16 protein-coding genes and 3 pseudogenes are annotated in these 20,866 nt (G+C 60.2%); 15 read left to right on the top strand and 4 right to left on the bottom strand.

Translation table 11 applies throughout. The features are described from left to right. Nucleotides 1-54 precede the first annotated feature (54 nt). Complete coding sequence (locus J4G43_RS26785; protein WP_208086808.1) at nt 55-999, top strand: hypothetical protein; 945 nt, start codon at nt 55-57, stop codon at nt 997-999. Nucleotides 1,000-1,083: 84 nt separating this feature from the next. Then, the gene (locus tag J4G43_RS26780; RefSeq protein WP_208086807.1) at nt 1,084-1,542 is read left to right on the top strand and encodes a hypothetical protein; all 459 of its coding nucleotides are present in this window, start codon (nt 1,084-1,086) and stop codon (nt 1,540-1,542) included. 406 nt (nt 1,543-1,948) lie between these two features. On the opposite strand, the gene J4G43_RS26775 is transcribed toward J4G43_RS26780, so the two are convergent. Together J4G43_RS26775 and J4G43_RS26770 are read right to left on the bottom strand one after the other, a co-directional pair. Further along, on the bottom strand, nt 1,949-3,292 hold the full coding sequence (locus J4G43_RS26775; RefSeq protein ID WP_208084232.1) for an IS1380-like element ISBdi2 family transposase: 1,344 nt from the start codon (nt 3,290-3,292) through the stop codon (nt 1,949-1,951). A 1,175-nt stretch (nt 3,293-4,467) separates the two neighbouring features. Then, a complete protein-coding gene (locus tag J4G43_RS26770; RefSeq protein ID WP_210387364.1) occupies nt 4,468-4,734 on the bottom strand; it encodes a helix-turn-helix transcriptional regulator in 267 nt (88 codons plus the stop codon). Between the two features lie 449 nt (nt 4,735-5,183). On the opposite strand from J4G43_RS26770, the gene J4G43_RS26765 reads away from it, so the two are divergent. From J4G43_RS26765 to J4G43_RS26745, 5 genes are all read left to right on the top strand, one after another. Then, a complete protein-coding gene (locus J4G43_RS26765; RefSeq protein ID WP_208086806.1) occupies nt 5,184-6,413 on the top strand; it encodes a tyrosine-type recombinase/integrase in 1,230 nt (409 codons plus the stop codon). 797 nt (nt 6,414-7,210) lie between these two features. Continuing rightward, entirely contained in the window at nt 7,211-7,633 is a 423-nt protein-coding gene (gene tnpA / locus J4G43_RS56060) for an IS66-like element accessory protein TnpA (protein WP_018273743.1), read from the top strand. Beyond that, nucleotides 7,630-7,986, top strand: a complete 357-nt coding sequence (gene tnpB, locus J4G43_RS26755; protein ID WP_018273742.1) for an IS66 family insertion sequence element accessory protein TnpB — start codon at nt 7,630-7,632, stop codon at nt 7,984-7,986. The genes tnpA and tnpB overlap by 4 nt, the downstream gene beginning before the upstream one ends. Nucleotides 7,987-8,036: 50 nt before the next feature. After that, a complete protein-coding gene (gene tnpC / locus J4G43_RS26750; RefSeq protein WP_035681142.1) occupies nt 8,037-9,587 on the top strand; it encodes an IS66 family transposase in 1,551 nt (516 codons plus the stop codon). Beyond that, nucleotides 9,584-10,234: a UPF0149 family protein gene (locus J4G43_RS26745; protein ID WP_063712394.1), complete on the top strand. Its 651-nt coding sequence runs from the start codon at nt 9,584-9,586 to the stop codon at nt 10,232-10,234. Before tnpC ends, J4G43_RS26745 begins: the two co-directional genes overlap by 4 nt. Nucleotides 10,235-11,409: 1,175 nt before the next feature. On the opposite strand, the gene J4G43_RS26735 is transcribed toward J4G43_RS26745, so the two are convergent. Then, nucleotides 11,410-12,693, bottom strand: a complete 1,284-nt coding sequence (locus tag J4G43_RS26735; RefSeq protein ID WP_225005113.1) for a sensor histidine kinase — start codon at nt 12,691-12,693, stop codon at nt 11,410-11,412. A 471-nt stretch (nt 12,694-13,164) separates the two neighbouring features. On the opposite strand from J4G43_RS26735, the gene J4G43_RS26730 reads away from it, so the two are divergent. From J4G43_RS26730 to J4G43_RS26715, 4 genes and pseudogenes are all read left to right on the top strand, one after another. Next, complete coding sequence (locus J4G43_RS26730; protein ID WP_208086805.1) at nt 13,165-14,229, top strand: IS630-like element ISRj1 family transposase; 1,065 nt, start codon at nt 13,165-13,167, stop codon at nt 14,227-14,229. A 469-nt stretch (nt 14,230-14,698) separates the two neighbouring features. Then, a pseudogene (locus J4G43_RS26725) lies at nt 14,699-15,196 on the top strand (transposase); the annotation flags it as partial. Nucleotides 15,197-15,282: 86 nt separating this feature from the next. Beyond that, a protein-coding gene (locus J4G43_RS26720; RefSeq protein WP_129557670.1) for an IS3-like element ISRj2 family transposase occupies nt 15,283-16,412 on the top strand; the annotation gives its coding sequence in 2 pieces (ribosomal slippage) (nt 15,283-15,535 and nt 15,535-16,412; 1,131 coding nt in all). A gap of 145 nt (nt 16,413-16,557) precedes the next feature. Continuing rightward, nucleotides 16,558-17,409 (top strand): annotated as a pseudogene (locus J4G43_RS26715) (IS1380-like element ISBdi2 family transposase); the annotation flags it as partial. Nucleotides 17,410-17,560: 151 nt separating this feature from the next. Here J4G43_RS26715 and J4G43_RS56055 read toward each other — a convergent pair. Continuing rightward, a complete protein-coding gene (locus J4G43_RS56055) occupies nt 17,561-17,722 on the bottom strand; it encodes a DUF6894 family protein (protein WP_408581366.1) in 162 nt (53 codons plus the stop codon). 472 nt (nt 17,723-18,194) lie between these two features. On the opposite strand from J4G43_RS56055, the pseudogene J4G43_RS26710 reads away from it, so the two are divergent. The 4 genes and pseudogenes from J4G43_RS26710 (at nt 18,195) to J4G43_RS26695 (ending at nt 20,834) form a co-directional block, all read left to right on the top strand. Then, nucleotides 18,195-18,556 (top strand): annotated as a pseudogene (locus tag J4G43_RS26710) (hypothetical protein). Then, nucleotides 18,556-18,804, top strand: a complete 249-nt coding sequence (locus J4G43_RS26705) for a hypothetical protein (protein WP_208086804.1) — start codon at nt 18,556-18,558, stop codon at nt 18,802-18,804. The pseudogene J4G43_RS26710 and the gene J4G43_RS26705 overlap by 1 nt, the downstream one beginning before the upstream one ends. 297 nt (nt 18,805-19,101) lie before the next feature. Further along, nucleotides 19,102-20,370: an IS256 family transposase gene (locus J4G43_RS26700; protein ID WP_038952271.1), complete on the top strand. Its 1,269-nt coding sequence runs from the start codon at nt 19,102-19,104 to the stop codon at nt 20,368-20,370. A gap of 86 nt (nt 20,371-20,456) precedes the next feature. Next, entirely contained in the window at nt 20,457-20,834 is a 378-nt protein-coding gene (locus J4G43_RS26695; RefSeq protein ID WP_039148570.1) for an NUDIX hydrolase, read from the top strand. Nucleotides 20,835-20,866 lie beyond the last annotated feature (32 nt).

Here is a 20,866-nt window from a genome sequence, read left to right as displayed (position 1 = left end):
TCCGCCATAGCTCGAACTGAAATTGCTGAACGGTTAAAGACGCTTAATGCAGCAATGCCAGCAATTTTAGCCGGGCGACCTGCTGACAATCAAATTTCGTGGGGAATTACCCGCCGTCACGGCGAATTTAAAGTCATCATCCTAGCAGAAAATGATGCAGATCCCCTGGTTCAAGAGATAGTTCGCAGTTCTGAGGCAGTTTTTGTCACTCGCCTTACGGCGGAAGCTCATTCTTTGGACGCGAGGGCATCGCATTTGCCAAAATCTCCGTCGCTACCCGATCGCAAAGCCGGAGCATCAATAGGCCATATGTCTGGTTATCCTGGCACCCTAGGCTGCTTCGTTCGTTGCACCGAAGGCAATTGGCTTGGAGTAATTAGCGCCTCGCACGTCCTGGGCAGGAATAATAGATCACGAAGAGGCGACAAAGTCCTTTCGCCGGGGGATCCAGATGGGCGCAGAACGCTCAATGAAGAGATTGGTACGCTGCAAAACTTTAAGTTGTTACCTCATTTTCAATGCGCGTCCGACAATTACCTCTGCTGTGAAGATATAGCGCTGGTTAAGGTAGAGGATACAAGTGACATTCCCGACGTGACTGAGGTTTGGTCTCCCGACCGGCCAAATATCCTTATGCCCATCCAGCGGGTGATCGGGGGTGAAGATGTGGCCAATCGATTGGGACAGCGCGTGTACAAGATGGGGCGAACGACGGGATTGACTAGCGGTATTTTAGATATAGTCGGTCTACAGCGACAACGAATTGTCGTAGCAAATAGCGACCCCGCTGAAGCCGTTACTGAGCGGCACTACATTTACACAAATATTCTAGCCGTGCGGTGCGATAAGGGACCTTTTTCTAGGGCGGGGGATAGCGGCGCGCTCGTATACACGGCAGATGGTTGCGGCATTGGGCTCGTTATTGCGGGAACGGAGCAATACTCATTCGTTTCTCCTCTAGATGCTTGTCTTCGAGACATGAAGGCAACAATTTTATGATAAGATATAGTATCGTCTGCGCTAGATGATCGCAGAATGCTCGGATACTCAGATTGGACCGTCTCTCACTTGCGGAGAAACGACATGGTCTCAGTTTCGCAGTTGACCGATGAACAAGCAATCCGGGCGACCAATTTCATCGTTCAGGAGTGGATAAAAGTCGCTGGCTCGAAAGTATTCGAGGTTTCTCAAACTATTGAGAAAGTGAGACAAGCTCAGGGGCCCATTGAGGATTGGATTGTTGATCCGAAATCCGATGATCCGAAAGTTGCGAAGCTGTGTCGTATAATGTTGGAGGCTTTCTTAGACAGCCCACGGGGCCAAGGTCCAGATTTTGGCAAATGGGCGAAGAAAGCTATAACAGACGCCACTCAGGTTCACGCTCAGGTGTTTGAGCCTGCGACGCTTATGCTGTTGATCGGGTTGGTACTGGCGGCGCGCCTTAAAAGCATTGGACCGGGTGGCGTGAAATTTTATGAGGGCCTTCCTGCAAGTCTGAGTAAGGTCCTGGAGGTAGCCTCCTCCACGAGCACAATTGGCTGAAGTTAAATCACTTCGAATTGAGTCCGCTTTTTCCTGCCGCAGTCGGCCGGCCACATCACTCTTGCGGCTTGGCTAGTGCGCGCCGCCTGAATGAGCGAAGCTTAAGCTCGCGATTCGTCGGGAAAGTCAAACATAGCATAAGGAGCTTTCAGTCCTTCAAATCCGAGAAAATATCGTCTTGAGCGAATCCCGACCGGAACAAATTTCTTCTGATAACGTAAGGGATATCGTTATTTTTAGCCCGTCCTATTCGTGAGAGTGCGGCTTTTGGGCCCGATTGATGCGGCCGCACATCTTGTCTGACGAGGCGCACAGGATTGCCTTCGGCTTTTCGCCGCCTGACGACCGGTACTTTGCAACGCGCTTGAGGGATGGGTTGGGCGAACGGGGGCGGACGCCCCGCCGGTCAAGGACCGAGCGGCAGCAGCGCGCCGGGCAAGCCGCAGATCAGGTCGGCTTCGGGACATGCCGCGGCAAACGCAAGGCGAATGCGGCTCGTGGTCTCGACGACACGGGCGGCGATTTTCAAGAGCCGAAGACGCAGCGTCGCGAACTCGGCAGCGGCCAATTCCCGGGCTTTGGGAATGGCGTCGCGCACGGTCAGCATCAGCCAATAAGCGGCCGTATGGAGCACGAGACGGACCTGGTTGGCGAGCGCCGAACGGCAGCTGGTGCGATCGGAGGCGAGCTGCGTCTTATGCAGCTTGATCAGATTCTCGGCTTGGCCGCGCGCGCAATACAGGCTGTCGTAGATCCACTCGGCCGAGCCGACATCGAGGCTGGTGACGACGAAGCGGATGTCGAGGCCGAGCATCGTCGCCTCAATACGGGCGACAGTGCGCCGTTCGCGATCCCAGGACTTTGCCTTGTGGCGCGTCTCGGTATAGCCACGCAGAACCGGCAGGTTCTCGATGGCGCGTCGCGTGCGGATGTCGTCGGCGACCTCGTCGACTTTTCTGGCGAGAGGCTTGGTGCCGGACAGACCGAAGATGTAGTCGATGCCGTTGGTCTCGCACCACGCCATGGCCTCCGGCCGGGCATAGTGCCCGTCGCCACGGAACGTAATTTGCGTGTTGTGCCATCGCGTCCGGATATGCCGTACCAGGCGGCGCAGATGGGCACGCACCTCGACGCCGCCCGGCGTCTTGCCGGGCCGCAGCACGACGGCCACGGGCCGGCTCTTCTCCGTGTCGTAGACGTGGATCGGCAGGAAGCAGCGTTCGTCATAATGAGCGTTGAACAGCGAGAGCTGCTGATGGCCGTGGACGACGTCGCAGGTATCATCGATGTCGAGCGTGACGGATGCCGGCTCGCGCGGGTAGCTATCCATCCATGCGTCGACCAAAATGTAGGTCAGCCGGATCACGTCGCGCAGGCGCGGAGCATTCTCCAGCCGCGACAGCGTCGGCTGGGAACACAAATCCCGGCCCGTGTCCGGCAGCCGTCCGCAGGCCAGTTTGAATGCCGGATCGGACCTCAGATGATCGAGGTCGTCGGCGTCCTCGTAGCCGCAGCAGATCGCGAACATGCGAGCGCGGAGCATATCGACCAGGCTGTGCACGACCCGCGTCGGATCGCGCCGATCCGGGAACACCCGGGCCAGATTGTTGGCCAAACCGAGACGCCGCTCGGCCATCGCCAGAAGCATCACGCCCCCGTTCGAGGTTAGGCGCCCACCATCGAAGGCAGCTGTGACTTTCTTGGCGTGAACGGCTGGAAACGAGAAGGGCGGAATCGTATCGTCGGTCATGGCGGGCGTGGCGTTCGCGGTTGGAGGTGATGGGGTTGGCTTCGCAACCGAATCCTACGCCGCATCAGCGCTTTACCCCTCAGGCGCACTCTTACGAATAAGACGGGTTAAGTTGAAGAAAGATTGAGTGACTCCCGATCATTTCTGTGCCGAAACGTGGAGTCGCGGTCGTGCCGCGTCCAAAGAAACCGGCGCGAGCGGCCTATTAGACGCGGTAGGTGATCAGCCTCCGAAACGAGACTATCAAGCATGAAGAGATCGAGCGCGAGGCAGAGGTTTTATTTGTGTTGAATTCTTGCTTCTCGATAGTGGTCTGAAATCGTATCATCGGTCATGGCGGGCGTGGCGTTCGCGGTTGAAGGTGATGGGGTGGCTTCGCAACCGAATCCTACGCCGCATCAGCGCTTTACACCACGCTCGCCAGCCTCTCAGGCGCCCTCTCGCGAATAAGACGGGTTAGAGTGCTCCGGGAAGAACGTATCCCTTATCGGGACAATCATAATTTTCTAACACCTTGCGCCACCGGTTTGCATCTGTCGCAACGATAGTCGTATCGACGAAATCACTGTTTCGACCCGCAATCCATCCGGCGCGCCTGGTGACCTGGGAAGCTGTCAGGTCGGATTCTACGCGGTCGACGAGGACTTGCTTACGCTGGTCGAAGGCGACGGGATGCCAATCCGCACAACCAACGGTAAACGGATCACGGCGCGGCTGCTCGCCTCGCCGGCGAAAGCGCCCGGACGGTGGTCAGTCGCCTCTTGCTTGCACTGTGGAGAGCGTCCGACGCGGCTTCGGACTTCAATCGGCCGCTGCACTACCAATCGCCGGGTTGGACGTGAACCCTGCCAACGAAAACGAGAAAGGGTCAAGCGATGGTTTCGCCTGACCCTTCGGAAGCTTCGCCGCTAACGTGACGTCCGGGGCGGGTGTTAGCGCATCCGCCCGACGCGGCGGCTAGTCTGCCGGCATCTCGATCACTTTGGCAAGCGCCTTCATGATGATGCACCTCCGGCGCCAGCGCGGTCTGAGTCACTGACTAAGATCGTCACCGCCATGGAAAAGGCAGGAATAAGGTTCTTGGCGCTCGATGGTCCCTGGTCAAGAATTCAAGGCAAGGTCGACCGATCCTAGCGTTTCTTCCGCGCTTCGTATTTGCGCTCCCATTCGTCAAATTAGGTTCCTCCTCGTCGCATCGCGTCTTCCCGCATCCATTTTTCGAAGGGGTTCTCTTCCTCGGCAGGCCCGGAAGGCGCCTCAATCCCCGACAACTTGTCCAGCATCTGGTCAATGGCTCGCTTGTCCCAACGGCGCCCGATGACCGGTTTGGGCATTAGGCCGGCTGTCACCCATTTCGACCAGGTGTTTAGGGTCACGCTACAATACGCGGCGGCAGCCTTCCCGGAGAGCAAACGAGGCTCAATGTGGCTATCGTCGGCCAATGCGGGCGCTCATCCGGCGGAGCGCCACGATTATGTTGCCGATCAAGGCGCCGAGCCCGGCGCTCACGAAAATGAAAACCAGCACGCACAGCCCGATTATGATCAACCACGAGCCACGCCGTCCATAAGCGTCATGAACATCGGTCACCCCCGGCGATCCTCTATCTTGACTATTGAACCGCCGGGAACACGGTAGACAAGGCGATGCGGGGCTAGACGTGGGTTGAACCGTAGAAAATCGAAATTCGTTCGAGAATTCAGCGCCCTTCGGTTGACACCCCTTCCGCCAGTATATTGTTCGCCACTGTTCGTGGTCGTTCGAACTCCACAGCAACTTCAGTGACTTACGCCGAACGACTGTACTTCGCAGTTCGTTGGTGTTCTTCCTAATCGGGTCACTGACCGTAGCTGAAGACCGTGGGTTCGGAGGACGATTCCTTGGAGGAACAATGGCTGGACGGCTCAGACCACTCGACGTAGAGCGCCTCATAAAGCCCGGCAAATACGCCGATGGCGGCGGCCTGTATTTGATCGTCACAGGACCGACCTCGAGAAGCTGGTCGTATAGATATTGGAAAGACGGCAAAGAGCGGTGGCACGGTCTTGGCTCGTTGAAGGCGGTATCGCTAAAGGATGCGCGGCTTGCGCGAGATGCGGCCCGACTGCGTGTTAAAGGTGATCGCAGCACTGCCGGTATCGACATCGTTCAAGAACGGCGAAAAGAACGCGACGAGGCAAAAACCGTCGTGGCCAAGATGGTATTGCCAACCTTTGAAGAATGTGCGGAAGCCTACATTCGGGCGAACTGGTCGACCTGGAGTGAGAAGCATCGCGATCAATGGCCGTCCTCCCTCAAACGCTACGCCTATGCTACCATCGGCAAACTGACGATTCCGGAGATCAAGCCAAGCCACATCCACGATCTGCTGGAGCCAATCTGGGTAGAGAAGCGGGAGACTGCGAACCGCGTCCGTGGCCGAATTGAAACGATCATCGCAAAGAACGTCGATATCGATGATCCGGAATTCCGCAACCCAGCCGAACTGACACGGCAGATGCGCGAGAAATTACCAAAACGCTCCAAGCGAGTCGTTCGGCATCATCCCGCTTTGGCCTATGCCGAAGCACCAGCATTTTTGAGGCTTCTAGCTAGCGCGCCAGGCAGAGCTGCTGCCATGTTGCGCTTTCTAATTTTTACGGCTTGCCGCACCAACGAGGCGGTCGAGGGGCGGTGGTCCGAGATCGATCGGCCAAATTCGACTTGGAAAATTCCGGGCGACCGAATGAAGATGGACCAGGACCATTACGTTCCATTGTCTGCCCCCGCCTTGGCGGTGCTCGACGAGTTGCGCGATGGACGCGAAGGCGAACTAATCTTCGCCGGACCTGATGGCGGAGCATTCTCAGAAAACGCAATGCTCGCAGTGCTTGATCGTCTCGGCTACGGACACGTCACCGTCCATGGTTTCCGATCAACCTTCGCGACTTGGGCGGAGGAATGCACCGATTATCCGGACGGCGTACGCGAAGCCGCGCTGGCCCACAAATACAAGAGCGAGACCACCGCAGCCTATCAGCGAGGCCAAAAGTTGGAAAAGCGACGGGCTCTAATGAAGGATTGGGCCGCATTCCTCACCGGCAGCAATGTGTTTCAGCTGCAAGACCGCAGGGTGGGATAACTCCGGCTACCGAGCGAAAGGCCCGCCGGTTCTCGCGGGCGGCCCCTTGTCGACGATCTCTACAACGAGGTCTTAAGGATCCGGGACCACATTCGACAGCTGGAAACCGGCGGCGAGCTACCCGCACCGCGCGCATCACCGCCGCGAAGGCGACCAACGGGACACGCCGATGAAGCACGCCGAGGAACGACCATACGCAAATCCGGAGGCAGCCGCGCGCAAGCTCGTCAAGCTCGCAGCCGACGTCGCGGCCGTGCAGGACGGTCGCATCTATATCGAGAGGACGCGCCCTTCTTGTTCAAGCTGAAGGGCAGTCGCAGCGAGTTTGGCGCCGGGCTCAAACACGCGATCGAGCGCGGCTGGCTCCAGCTCCACGAGAGTGGGACATATGTACGCTTGCTCAGCTCGGGCGATGGCTTACTCACTCAATAGATCAGGGCAAAGAACAACCAGCCCGAGAGAAGCGCGCAGAAACCAATTCCCAGATAAGGCAATGCCAGGCGCATCGGTATTCCCTCCGAGACGCGGCCGTCAGTCTCTCATGGCGGTCGGCCGGCGACAACGAACGCCAACTGAGGTGGCCTCACTCTTTGGCTTTGAACTCGCAAAATCCTGCGGTTGAGTTGCCACAGCTCTACGTCATGACCATCCATAAGCTGTTCGGCCTGTTCCTTTGCGGCCTCGTCGGCATCGCATAGGAGGTCGATCGATAGCGGTACGACGACCCCACCTCGTTTAGGTGGACGGGATGAGCGAGACTCGCGCGTGGATTTGACAACGCGAGGGACGCTCGTTCCATGCATCAAGACAGACATCAAGACGGGCATGATGCCGCCTCCTATCAGCGGATCGAGGTGATCACAGGGGAGAGGCGACGGCGCAGTTGGAGCGATGCGGAGAAGGCGCGGATCGTGGCCGAGAGTGCCGATCCGGAGACGAGCATTTCCGAGGTGGCTCGACGCAACGGGGTGAACCGGGGACTGCTCAGTGTGTGGCGGCGCCAGGCGCGGCTCGCGTCGAGCGAAGCGCCGCAGTTCGTGCAAGTCAGGCTCGAGGCCGCCGTCGAGGCGCAGCCGAACGCGATCGATAAGGCGCATGTTCTGACGGATCCGGCCGAGCGGATCGAGGTGATGATCGCGGGCGCGACGGTGCGCGTGCCCGTCGGCGTCGACGCCGCGACGCTGGAGCGCGTGCTGGCGGCGGTGAGATCGACGCGATGATCTCTTTCGGTCCAATGGTCCGTGTGTTCGTCGCGACGCAGCCGATTGACTTTCGTAAAGGCGTTCATGGCCTTGTCGCGCTGGTAGCGGAGGGATTAGGCGGCAAGCCCTACAGCGGTGACGTTTATGTCTTCCGATCGAAGCGATCGGATCGTTTGAAGCTACTGGTTTTTGACGGCTCGGGAATGGTTCTAGCGACGAAGTGGCTGGAGAATGGGGGCTTTGCCTGGCCACCTGTTCGCGAGGGTACGATGCCGGTGACGGGGGCGCAACTGGCGATGCTGATTGAAGGTCTTGCGGAGTGGTCGCGTGTGGTCCCGAAGGTGACGAAGCGGCCGACGAAGGTTGCCTGAAGCGTCTTGTTTTGCTGGCGATTGCGAGTGCGTTCGTGTAGCTCTGCGATATGGCGCTTCGCCCCGAAGATCTCCCCTCTGACCCTGCGGCTCTTGCCGAGATGGTGCTGGCTTTCGAAGGCGAGAACGATGATCTGCGCGCAGAGATCGCCACGTTGAAGAGCCTGATCTTCGGCGCACGATCGGAGCGCGCGGCGATCGTCTGCGCCGAACAGATCGCGTTTGATCTGGAACGGACCGCCGGCTCACAGCTCCCGGCCAATGACGACAAACCGGACGCGCCGCGGCCGGAGCGGCGCAAAGCGAAGCGCAACATCGGCGCGCTGCCGGCGCATCTGCCTCGGGTCGAGCGGGTGATCGAGCCGGCGTCCACGCTGTGCCCGTGCTGCACGGGTCAGATGCATCGGATCGGCGAGGAGAGCAGCGAAGCGCTCGATCGGGTTCCCGCGTGGCTGCGTGTGCTCCGCACGATCCGTCCAAAATACGCCTGCCGCTCCTGTGAGGGCCCGATTGTCCAGGCCCCGGCACCGGCGCGGCTCGTCGAGGGCGGCATGGCAACGACGGCGCTGATCGCGCATATCGCCGCGGCCAAATATGCCTGGCAATCGACGCTCTATCGCCAGACGCAGATCCTGGCGGGTCAGGGTGTCGTCGTCGACCGTCAGACGCTGGCGCGCTGGATGGGGAGCGCGGCGTGGCTGGTCAGGGGCCTCTACGATCTGCAACTGAAGACTATGCACGGCTTCGAGCGGCTGTTCTGCGACGAGACGCCGATGCCAGTGCTCGATCCGGGACGCGGCCGCACGAGGATCTGCCAGTTCTGGGCGCACGCGACGGACGATCGGGCGTGGAAGGGGCCGGCGCCGCCGGCGGTCGCCTACGTGTTCGCAGGTGGTCGCGGCAAAAAGGAGATCGTGGCGCAGTTAGCCGGCTTCGAAGGCGTGCTGCAAGTCGACGGCTATGCCGCCTACGCCTCGCTGGCGGGCGATGCGATGATGTCGGGCCAGATCCAGCTGGCGTATTGTCTCGTTCACGCGCGCCGCAACTTCGTGAGGGTGCACAAGACGACGAACTCACCCTTCGCCGCGGAGGTCATCGAGCGCATTGCGGCCGTCTACGCGATCGAGGAGAGGATCCGCGGTCTCGATGCTGGGGAACGCCGCGCGACGCGACAGGCCGAGACGAAGCCGCTGATGGAGGCGTTGAGGGCCCGTCTGATCGCGGTGAAGGACGGGATCTCCCGCCGCTCGACGCTCATCAAGGCGATCGACTACATGCTCGAACGCTGGCAGGGCCTGACGACGTTCCTGGATGACGGGCGGCTCGAGCCGGACACCAACACGGTCGAACGATCGATCAGGCCAATTGCGATCGGAAAAAAGAACTCGTTGTTCAGTGGTGACGAAGGCGGGGGCGAGACCTGGGCGATACTCGCTTCGCTTCTTAACACAGCGAAATTGAATGGCCTCGACCCCGAGGCGTATCTCGTCGACGTTCTCGATCGCATGGTGAGCGGCGCCACGAAGACCAACCAGCTTCACGAACTTCTGGCCTGGAACTGGAAGGCCGCACGCGAAGCCGAAAAGCGGGCCGTGGCATGACGAAGCCGAAGCAAGGGCGGGGAACGCGAAAAGCACGCAAGACGACGATGGCGGACTATGCCATGTCGTTCGAACGGCTCGGGCAATGGATCAGCAAGCGCGCCAGGTCGCCGACGCTTCGGCATCCGCGGGCGACGTCGCTCTCCATGCTCGATGGCGCGGTGGCCGCGGTCGTCGCCGGGCCGGTCTCGATGGCGTCCGAGGAATGGGTGTGCCCGCTCCTCGGCGTAGATCCCGACGCCTTCAATCACGACACCGAGGAGTTCTCGGCAATCGCCGCCACGCTGATGCGCCACAACGCTATCAGCGAGACGCTGTCGACGAGACCGGAGAGCTTCGAGCCGCTGTTCGTGCGATCACCGGACGGCGAAGTCGACCCGCAGCCCTGGTGCATGGGCTTCTACGCCGTCATGAAGCTTCGGCTTCTCGTCTGGTCGCGGCTTCTCCCCCCGAATGGAACCGAACACCTTATGCTGCGGCCGATCTTGGTCCATTGCATCGACGACGCCGGTCGACCCTTGCTACCCCCGGCCCGGCGCACGCTGGGAACGCAGCCCATCATCCAAAACGCCTGGCGCAACATTCCAGCAACCGTCGAGGCCCTCCGGCAGTTCTGGATGCCTATACGCTTCAAGCGCGGTGCGTAGGCCGTCCGCACCAAGTCCGTGGCTCCGTGGGCCTCTCGTACCGTTTACGGTCGATCCGCTGTTGAATGTGACCATCGGAGCCTATGAGGTAGGCGTGGTATCCGATCATTTCGGTGGTGCCAGACCCGGCGAGGTCAGCCACTCGCTTATGTGAGCGCCGGTCTCGGCTTGCCGAGCTTTGCGGATCGCCCGCTCCCGCTCGATACCTGGCGGAAGCGATTTGGCTGCCTGCCGGAGCCGCTGGGCTTGTTCGGCAAGGCGTTCTTCAAGAGATGTAGTTTGCTTGATGCGGCGTCGGTGCATGGCGCCAGCTCCTGTCCAAAGGGAAGGAGGCGGGAGCGCGTGATGGCGTTCTCATCACCGATAGATGCCAAGGGCTGCGCGGTGATGGGGCTAGTCTGGCATGTACGCTACCGGACTTATGGTCAATTTTGATCACCTCGCACCAGTCACCGAAGGTAAAGGCCACTCCCCTACATAAGCCACCGCGATCGGAAACAGGCCAGCGCCTAATGCACAAAAATGACGTACGCGAGGGCGGCCGCCAGCAGAACGCCCAAAACCGTATTGGCATTGGGACCCATCTTTGAATCCTCTGCCCGTGGAGGCCCCAGCATCGGGCCGGGGGGCGTGATGATGCTGCGGCTTCCGGACAGGCTTCTGTCTCGTGGGACCGAGACCGTCACCGCAGAACACAAGCCGGGCGCAACATAGATGTTCCCAGCCAAGTCCTAAATCTCCCCTGCCTGTGGCCTGTTTCACACAGCGCGCGCTCGGCCGCAGGGTCCGGTCTCGTCCGGCACCTGCGGCCCGTGCTGCGACGTTCCGCACGATCGGCGTGCATCTGGTGCTACCCTGCACCGTTGACGTTTGTTGGCCGAGGGGGTTCTGCCGAGCCAGGAACATCGTCGCTTTTGCCAAGTTTTCCCGACGCCCTCGAGGCTCGTCGAGGGTAACCTCTAGGCCCCGGCTCATCCCCCATTTGAGCTGGGGCCCTTTTCTTGCGGGACAAGGACTCAAAGGGAACACAAGGGCGGCCGAATATTTGAATCGTCGCTGGCTCGCTGACCACAGCCGGCGGAGCGGCCTCGGCCTACCCCTTGATCCCTCCGGAGCCGGGGCCGTTCTCTTCGCCCAAGGACAGCCTTGAAGTGTGTAGCCCTGCTCCTGCGAGTTCAACTGCGCGGAAGTCGGAGGGAAAATGTCGTTCCCGTTTGTTCGTTGGAGGCGACAGAAATTTCGCCGCCGTGGGCTTCGACGATTAATTTCGCGATATAGAGACCGAGGCCCAGATGTGTACTGTGCTCAGACTCATCGCTGACGTCCTGGCCGCGCATCCAAGACTGAAATACTAATTTTTGTGTGTCCGGGGGGATTGGTGAACCCATGTTGTGCACGGCTATTGTGACGGTGTCGGGGGCGTTGCCTGCGATCCTCACAGTGATAGGCTGCTCTCGGTCGCCATATTGGATGGCGTTGCCCATCAGGTTCGACAGCACCTGCCCCAGGCGCGCAGCGTCACACGAGCACGTAGGATCTCCGTCGTGCGTGACCTCAAAATCACGATCCGTGTGGATGGCGCGCAGCTCATCCGCTATCTCCTGACAGAGCGCCACCATGTCGATTTTGGTCTTTACAACTGGAATTTCAGTACCGAAGGACGAGCGCGTGAGATCGAGTAAGTCATTTAAAATTTGTGTCGCCCGACGGGCCGCCGTCCTAATCTCCGAAACCACCTTTGCCTGTTTCGGATTTGTTATTCCGGATCGCTCCATCCACTGAGCACCCATCGAAACCGCGCCTATGGGGTTGCGCAAATCATGACCCAGCACGCCCAAGAACAAATTGCGGGAGTCATTAATCGTCTTAGTGTAGTGAGCTACCGACTCCGTGACAGCCTGATCAATCGCTTCATTGAATCGCGTGAGGTCTTCAACATCGGTTGCAGCCAGCCCTTGATGATGAGCCACCCATTGCTTCACAACACTTGCGCGAAGCGCCCGGTATTCGGAGACCATCTGGTCGATGTCAAAACCATCGGCAAGGCGAAGAGCGGCATGAACCTCAGCCGCGCTCTCGGAAAACGGATTTTCTGGAGGGCCCACGCCGCGCGATTTATCAAACCTCTCTCGCGCAGTCTGCGCAGATTCGAGGTCGTCTGCAATAAACCCGAGAATATCCACGACATGATCTTGCAAAGCTAGCTTCGTCATCTTGTCGCTGGCCGGCGATATAGTTCGCGCGAAATCGATCCATTCCTTGACGATAGCGGCGTGGTTTTGCCGAATGAAATCCGCCAGCCGGCGTTCATGCCCTCGTGTCTCACTTGGATTGGTCACAGCCGGCCCCTTTGCGCATGTTGAGTATTCTGCCGTGGTTTTTTTGTTAAGGTGAAAGCCCGCCATGCTTCGAGTGAGTTCAGAAACGCTGTTAGCGGCGGCGCAGGCTGAAGAGGTCAATGACCGAAGCCGCCAAACTTAGGCGGCCCTACTCTTTCGGGTCGGGGGGGTGATTGGCGGCCTTCGCTTCCGTCGCCTGTGCGATCAGGATTGCAATTTCGTCCAGTGTTTGCCGGTCGTTGATCCCGAGTGACAATCGTCGATATCGGGCGATCTTATCGTCGTACAGAGTGCACTTTTCACACATGCTTCCGCTCGCATATGGGGCGGGAGCATGAAGCACTCTCAGTCACCGATGGACGCCTCGGACTGGGCGGTGATCTCGGGACCATAAACCAGAACTCGGGTTCCCGACAGAAGGAACACAGCCCGCCAACGGAGGCGGCCTCAATGCCTGCGCCGTTCGACCGCGAATGTGAATTTGAGGTGGAGCACCGGACCGCTGTCGTCCCGGACTTCAATCGACATCTGTCGGCCACTGGTCCCTAGTACCCACTTTTCTTGGAACGTGAGTCGTGATTCAAGGTCGGGATGATACCCGAAGCAAGAGAAGTCCACCTTTCGAGGAAAGATCGCAAGGTGCTTGAGGCGTGTTATCGCTCTCCGGTGACGTTGCAGCGCGATTTGAAGCGGGCGCGGATAGTTCTGTTGGCGGCGGATGGGCGCAGCACCCGGTCGATCGCCAAGGAAGTTGGGGTCCAGCCGCGGATTGTCAGCCTTTGGCGGCATCGCTATGCCGACCATGGCCTTGAAGGGCTGCAAGACAAGCCGCGGCCTGGCAAGCAGCCGATCTATACGAAGACGACCGACAAGCGGATTCTGAAGCTGCTGGATAAGCCGCCACCGCAAGGGTTTGCGCGCTGGACCGGCCCCCTGCTGGCCGAGGCGCTGGGCGATGTCGATGTCCAATATGTCTGGCGGTTCCTGCGCAGCCACAAGATTGACCTGGTGGCTCGCAAGTCCTGGTGCGAGAGCAACGACCCGAACTTTACGGCCAAAGCCGCCGATGTTGTCGGCCTCTATGTCGCGCCGCCGGCGAAGGCCATTGTGCTGTGCGTGGACGAGAAGCCCTCGATCCAGGCTTTGGAGCGAGCGCAGGGTTATCTGAAGTTGCCCAATGGCCGCGCCTTAACCGGCCAAAGCCACGATTACAAGCGGCATGGCACCACAACATTGTTTGCGGCGCTCGAAGTCGCCACCGGAAAGATCATCGCGACCCATTCAAAACGCCGGCGCCGCGTCGAGTTTCTCGATTTCATGAACAGCGTCACCGCGACTTTTCCGAACCGCAAGCTTCACGTCATCCTCGACAACCTCAACACCCATAAAAAGAACGAGGACTGGCTCAAGGCCCACCCCAACGTGCAATTTCATTTCACGCCGACAAGTGCGTCATGGCTCAATCAGGTCGAAGTATGGTTTTCCATCTTGCAGGGGCAGTCGCTCAGCGGCACCTCCTTCACGAGCCTCAAGCAGCTTCAGGAACACATCGATGCCTACGTCAACGCATACAACGACAGAGCCGAGCCCTTCGTCTGGACCAAGAAAAAGGTCCGTCAACGCCGTTTCAAAGGCCGCCGTATCACTCAGCTCTGATTCCGGGTACTAGCCCGTCTTATTCGCGAGAGGGCGCCTGAGAGGCTGGCGAGCGTGGTGTAAAGCGCTGATGCGGCGTAGGATTCGGTTGCGAAGCCACCCCATCACCTTCAACCGCGAACGCCACGCCCGCCATGACCGATGATACGATTTCAGACCACTATCGAGAAGCAAGAATTCAACACAAATAAAACCTCTGCCTCGCGCTCGATCTCTTCATGCTTGATAGTCTCGTTTCGGAGGCTGATCACCTACCGCGTCTAATAGGCCGCTCGCGCCGGTTTCTTTGGACGCGGCACGACCGCGACTCCACGTTTCGGCACAGAAATGATCGGGAGTCACTCAATCTTTCTTCAACTTAACCCGTCTTATTCGTAAGAGTGCGCCTGAGGGGTAAAGCGCTGATGCGGCGTAGGATTCGGTTGCGAAGCCAACCCCATCACCTCCAACCGCGAACGCCACGCCCGCCATGACCGACGATACGATTCCGCCCTTCTCGTTTCCAGCCGTTCACGCCAAGAAAGTCACAGCTGCCTTCGATGGTGGGCGCCTAACCTCGAACGGGGGCGTGATGCTTCTGGCGATGGCCGAGCGGCGTCTCGGTTTGGCCAACAATCTGGCCCGGGTGTTCCCGGATCGGCGCGATCCGACGCGGGTCGTGCACAGCCTGGTCGATATGCTCCGCGCTCGCATGTTCGCGATCTGCTGCGGCTACGAGGACGCCGACGACCTCGATCATCTGAGGTCCGATCCGGCATTCAAACTGGCCTGCGGACGGCTGCCGGACACGGGCCGGGATTTGTGTTCCCAGCCGACGCTGTCGCGGCTGGAGAATGCTCCGCGCCTGCGCGACGTGATCCGGCTGACCTACATTTTGGTCGACGCATGGATGGATAGCTACCCGCGCGAGCCGGCATCCGTCACGCTCGACATCGATGATACCTGCGACGTCGTCCACGGCCATCAGAGCTGGCCCCGCAAATTCGGACAGTAGCTTGAGTGGATTTTCTGCCTGACAGCGGCGAGGATTCTTGCTGCGAATCAGGAGCGAAGATGACGAAGAAGAGCCGCCGGACGCATTCTCCGGCATTCAAGGCGAAGGTTGCTTTGGCTGCGGTCAAAGGCGACAAGACACTGGCGGAGCTGGCGCAACTGTTTGATGTTCATCCGAACCAGATCACGATCTGGAAAAACCAGCTCCTGGAAGGCGCCGCCGGCGTGTTTGGGCATGACAAGACATCGGCCGAGACGCCGGTCGATTTGAAGGCGTTACATGCCAAGATCGGCGAGCTGGCGTTGGAAAACGATTTTTTGTCCGGCGCGCTCACCAAGGCGGGCCTGCTGAGCGCAAAGCGATGATCGACCGCGATCATGATCTTTCTATCGTGCGCCAGGCGAAGGTCCTGAAGCTGGCTCGCAGCACGGTCTACTATGAACCTCGGCCAGTTTCGGCCGAGGACCTTGCCTTGATGCGTCGGCTCGATGAGCTGCATCTCGATTATCCCTTCGCGGGAGCGCGTATGCTGCGATCGTTGCTGCGGCGGGAGGGCGTATACGCCGGTCGCCGCCACATCGCGACGCTGATGAAGCGCATGGGGATCGAGGCGGTCTATCGTCGCCCGAACACGAGCAAGCCGGCTCCGGGTCACAAGATCTACCCGTACCTGTTGCGCGGATTGAAGATCGAGCGGCCCGACCATGCGTGGGCAATGGACATCACCTACATTCCGATGCGGCGTGGCTTCGTCTATCTCGCGGCGGTCGTCGATGTGTTCAGCCGACGGGTCCTGGCCCATCGCGTCTCGATCACAATGGAGGCGGCCTTCTGCGTCGAAGCGGTCCAGGAGGCGTTGGCGAAGCACGGCAGGCCCGAGATTTTCAACACGGATCAGGGCAGCCAGTTCACCAGCCTCGAGTTCACCGATGTGCTGCTGGACGCGAAGATCGCCATCAGCATGGACGGCAAGGGCGCCTGGCGCGACAACGTGTTTGTCGAGCGGCTCTGGCGCACGGTCAAATACGAAGAAGTATATCTCCGCGCCTACGACAGCGTGTCCGAGGCGCGAGCGTCAATTGCCAAGTATCTGGCCTTCTACAATCAGGGACGCCCTCACTCGAGCCTTGACGGGCGCACGCCCGACGAGGCTTACTTCGGCACGCAAGCTATGGTGATGGCCGCATGACCGTCGCCGACGGTTTTGTCGTCGCTCTGGTCGGGCTACGCCCTCCCGACGCAACGACAAAACCGTAAAGCCCCGCGTTCAGCATAACCCGGCAGGAATCCACTTAAATCCAGCGGGGCGCTGTCCAAACAACCGGGGCCAGCTCTATCAGCAGCTCTCGCTGTTCAACGCTCATTATGACGAACGCTGCTTCCTGCCGATCCACGTCTACGACACGGAGAAGAGCCGGCCCGTGGCCGTCGTGCTGCGGCCCGGCAAGACGCCGGGCGGCGTCGAGGTGCGTGCCCATCTGCGCCGCCTGGTACGGCATATCCGGACGCGATGGCACAACACGCAAATTACGTTCCGTGGCGACGGGCACTATGCCCGGCCGGAGGCCATGGCGTGGTGCGAGACCAACGGCATCGACTACATCTTCGGTCTGTCCGGCACCAAGCCTCTCGCCAGAAAAGTCGACGAGGTCGCCGACGACATCCGCACGCGACGCGCCATCGAGAACCTGCCGGTTCTGCGTGGCTATACCGAGACGCGCCACAAGGCAAAGTCCTGGGATCGCGAACGGCGCACTGTCGCCCGTATTGAGGCGACGATGCTCGGCCTCGACATCCGCTTCGTCGTCACCAGCCTCGATGTCGGCTCGGCCGAGTGGATCTACGACAGCCTGTATTGCGCGCGCGGCCAAGCAGAGAATCTGATCAAGCTGCATAAGACACAGCTCGCCTCCGACCGCACCAGCTGCCGTTCGGCGCTCGCCAACCAGGTCCGTCTCGTGCTCCATACGGCCGCTTATTGGCTGATGCTGACCGTGCGCGACGCCATTCCCAAAGCCCGGGAATTGGCCGCTGCCGAGTTCGCGACGCTGCGTCTTCGTCTCTTGAAAATCGCTGCCCGTGTGGTCGAGACCACGAGCCGCATTCGCCTTGCGTTTGCCGCGGCATGTCCCGAAGCCGACCTGATCCGCGGCTTGCCAGGCGCGTTGCTGCCGCTCGGTCCTTGACCGGCGGGGCGTCCGCCCCCCGTTCGCCCAACCTATACCTCAAGCGCGTTGCAAAGTACGGGTCGTCAGGCGGTGAAAAGCCGAAGGCAATCCTGTGCGCCTCGTCAGACAAGATGTGCGGCCGCATCAATCGGGCCAAAAACCCGCACTCTCACGAATAGGACGGGCTAGGGTGCCGACGGCAATCTCGGGCCATATCGGCCAGCGAGCGCGCCGCCTCTTCCTGCACCTTCTCTATGGTTGAGAGCTCCAGACCTTCCTCATCCGGGAAAATCTCGTCACCCTCTCTGATGTCAAAGTAATACCGTCTCATCAGACCAGAACGACGCCGACCTCAAATTGTTCTTTTCGTAAAGCAGGCCACACCCAAATCAAACTGGGACTGACGCCGGAAGCAGTGCCGGCATCCTACCTCTGCTCATTCCTCGGGCAATGTTTTTCAAGACGGCGACGCGATCCTTGGAAATACCGCTCGCGCGAGAAAGTCTCTTGTAGAGGTCAGTATGTTCTCGGCACTCAGCAATGTTGATCAAGAGCTCAGCCTCCCTTTTGCCGTAAGGCCAGTCAAAGATCAGCTTCGGACATTGAGGTTAAGTACCGTCAGGGCTCTCCTAAGGTCGGGCACGAGCCAATTTTTTGGAGTGATCCCAATAGGAACGACGAGCACGGGCGCTTATTTGAGTCGTCGCCGGCTCGCTGCCAGAGCTGGCGGAGCGGCCCCGGCCTACCCCCCTCGTCCCCTGCAGCCGGGGCCGTGTCTCCGCCCTTGTCGATCGGAGTAGCGTATGCGTTCCGCGCCCTCGATCGTGCCGGCTGACCGCTTCGACCGCGACATCTATCTGGTGCTTGAAGACTTTGGCGCGCGCGCCGGTTGCGCCTGGCGCGAGACCGACGAGGCTGAGACCGACCTCGAGACGATCTTGCGAAATCTCCCGTCCGGCCAGTCGCCTATCCAGTTCGGATTGTGTCCTTCAATCCCATCGAGGGGTGGTCGCGAGATGCGACTTCCGACGTCGCCGACGCACTGGCCCAGCGCGCATCTGACACTGACACTGAGGTCTCTTCTGCACTGCAAGCCTTCATCATCGCCAACGCCACAAGGCGCTTCGACATGCAGCTAGCGCTGCCCTTGCGCGGAGTCGCCTGATGCCCAGCGACGAAAAGCCCCTGGCGGCCGGTGCAATGGCTACGACGTGCGCCAACTGTGACGATCTCGGCTGGGTTTGCGAGAACCACCCGGACCGCCCCTGGGACGGCGCGCGCGCCTGCACCTGTGGCGGCGCTGGCGCACCCTGCCCGGCCTGCAACGCTGCTGGCGAAGGTGAAGTGCCGCGCATGCCGGAAGGCTTTCGGGTGGAGGTCGACAAGGACGGCTGGCGGCACTGTGCCTTGTGAGCGGCCCCAAGCGCCTTCGCAGTAGCGCCGAACGGTCGCTGGCGACTTCATCGGCGGGTCCACAAGAGCCGCCTTCGGCGCTCACCCGCCCGATACGCACAGCGCGACCAGTCGTTGGCCCAGCGCGAACCAGCGACGTGGACGTAAACCGATTGCTCCGTAATCATAGGGGAACGATGCTCTTCACTGCGGGGCGAACCGAGCTATGGCGGAATCTGGGTGATGACGGTGTGAGGAAGGCGGCGTATCGAGGCGGGTGACGAGCCTGCCAGAACCTCTCGAGGAGAGCGATACGCCATGACCGAGACTACCAATGTTCTTGCTTTCCGTCAGCCGTCCGCGGTTGATGATCCACTGACCGATATCGTTCGTGCCGGCGCGCGGGACCTGCTTGCCAGGGCGATCGAGATCGAGGTTGGCGCGTTTCTGGCCAGCACGGCCAATCTGACGCTGCCCGACGGTCGAGCGCGCCTGGTCCGACATGGGCACGGTCCGGTGCGCGAGATTGCGACCGGCATCGGTCCGGTGGAGGTCGCTCGTCCCAAGGTCCGCGACCGCGGAGCGAGCGGGCCAGGCGACCGCCTCCGCTTCAGTTCGGCAATCCTGCCGCTATGGGCGCGGCGGACGAAGAGCCTGGATGCCTTGATCCCGGTCCTCTATTTGCGCGGCATCTCGACCGGCGACTTCCAGGAGGCGCTCTCGGCGCTGCTCGGCAAGGATGCGCCGAACCTGTCGCCTTCGGTGATCGCCGGCCTGAAGGCCGATTGGCAGGTCGAGTACGAACGCTGGCAGAGACGCGATCTGTCGGCGCGTCGCTATGTCTACATCTGGGCCGATGGCGTGTACCTGCAGGCCCGCATGGAAGATCACAGCGAATGCATGCTGGTGCTGATTGGCACCACGCCGGAAGGCAAGAAGGAGCTGATCGGCTTCCAGGTCGGCGTGCGCGAGAGCGCGCAGAGCTGGCGCGAACTCCTGATCGACCTGCGGCAACGCGGGTTACGGATTGCCCCGCAACTCGCCATCGGCGACGGCGCCCTCGGCTTCTGGAAGGCACTGGACGAGGCCTTTCCCGGCACGCGGCACCAACGATGCTGGTGCCATAAAGTGAGCAACGTACTCGACAAGGTCGCCAAATCCGTGCAGGGCCCCATGAAGAACGACCTGCGGAACATCTATCTGGCCCCACACCGGGCCGAAGCTGAAACCGCGATCGACGTCTTCGTCGAGAAATACCACGTCAAATACGGACGTGCGGTGGAGTGCCTGATCAAGGATCGCCATGCGCTGCTCGCCTTCTTCGACTTCCCTGCTGAGCACTGGATCCACCTACGCAGCTCGAACCCGATCGAGAGCGTCTTCGCCACGGTGCGCCACCGAACGGTGCGGACCAAGGGATCGCTGTCGCAACAAACTGCAAAGCTGATGGTGTTCAAGCTCATCGACGCCGCATCGAAGACCTGGCGGCGATTGAAGAGCACGAACCAGTTGCCGAAAGTCATCGCCGGTGTAAAGTTCATCGACGGAATCGAAGTCATTCCGAACACTGAAAGCCACGCCGCCTGATCAGGCCGCGTCACCCAAAATCAGCCATAGCTCGGGCGAACCCCGCTGTAAACTGATGCCGGATTGTGAAATCGATTCGTAGGAAGATGGCTAAATCCTCGAAACTTGTCGCCGCTAAGAATGGGCGAGTACTTCTGGTCCGACGACGGCGCGATAAGCGCTGGGCGTTCCCGGGCGGCCGTAAGCGTGCGGGTGAAAGTGAGAGGAAGTGTCTTCGCCGCGAGATCACCGAGGAACTGCCGAAGCTAAAACTTGGGCCAGTGAAGCTCTGGAAAGAGGTAAAGGGAAAAAACCGTCAGTCCGGACGACAGATGAGCGACGCGATCTTTGTGGCCAAGAAGGCGTCCGGTGCCCTGAGGATCGGCGATAAGAACGAGATCGACAAAGCGGCTTGGCGCAAGCCGCGCGGCATCAGACTCACGCCCACGTCGCGCTACATCCGGGACAAGTTGTTTCCGAAGTAGACCACGCGCTCGCAACTGCGGCCTCGAACCCA

It is taken from the genome of Bradyrhizobium barranii subsp. barranii, assembly GCF_017565645.3.
In the GTDB taxonomy this organism is placed as follows: Bacteria; Pseudomonadota; Alphaproteobacteria; order Rhizobiales; family Xanthobacteraceae; genus Bradyrhizobium; species Bradyrhizobium barranii.
Note: the sequence above shows the minus strand (reverse complement) of the source record. Positions and strands in the feature narration are given on the sequence as shown.

Excerpts from the sequence above, each read along its gene's own strand:
- tnpB (WP_018273742.1), top strand. The coding sequence starts at position 7,630 with ATGATCTCTTTCGGTCCAATGGTCCGTGTGTTCGTCGCGACGCAGCCG.
- J4G43_RS26695 (WP_039148570.1), top strand. The coding sequence starts at position 20,457 with ATGGCTAAATCCTCGAAACTTGTCGCCGCTAAGAATGGGCGAGTACTT.
- tnpC (WP_035681142.1), top strand. The coding sequence starts at position 8,037 with ATGGCGCTTCGCCCCGAAGATCTCCCCTCTGACCCTGCGGCTCTTGCC.
- J4G43_RS56055 (WP_408581366.1), bottom strand. The coding sequence starts at position 17,722 with ATGAGACGGTATTACTTTGACATCAGAGAGGGTGACGAGATTTTCCCG.
- tnpA (WP_018273743.1), top strand. The coding sequence starts at position 7,211 with ATGCATCAAGACAGACATCAAGACGGGCATGATGCCGCCTCCTATCAG.
- J4G43_RS26705 (WP_208086804.1), top strand. The coding sequence starts at position 18,556 with ATGCCCAGCGACGAAAAGCCCCTGGCGGCCGGTGCAATGGCTACGACG.
- J4G43_RS26765 (WP_208086806.1), top strand. The coding sequence starts at position 5,184 with ATGGCTGGACGGCTCAGACCACTCGACGTAGAGCGCCTCATAAAGCCC.
- J4G43_RS26785 (WP_208086808.1), top strand. The coding sequence starts at position 55 with ATGCCAGCAATTTTAGCCGGGCGACCTGCTGACAATCAAATTTCGTGG.
- J4G43_RS26730 (WP_208086805.1), top strand. The coding sequence starts at position 13,165 with ATGATACCCGAAGCAAGAGAAGTCCACCTTTCGAGGAAAGATCGCAAG.
- J4G43_RS26775 (WP_208084232.1), bottom strand. The coding sequence starts at position 3,292 with ATGACCGACGATACGATTCCGCCCTTCTCGTTTCCAGCCGTTCACGCC.
- J4G43_RS26700 (WP_038952271.1), top strand. The coding sequence starts at position 19,102 with ATGACCGAGACTACCAATGTTCTTGCTTTCCGTCAGCCGTCCGCGGTT.
- J4G43_RS26780 (WP_208086807.1), top strand. The coding sequence starts at position 1,084 with ATGGTCTCAGTTTCGCAGTTGACCGATGAACAAGCAATCCGGGCGACC.
- J4G43_RS26745 (WP_063712394.1), top strand. The coding sequence starts at position 9,584 with ATGACGAAGCCGAAGCAAGGGCGGGGAACGCGAAAAGCACGCAAGACG.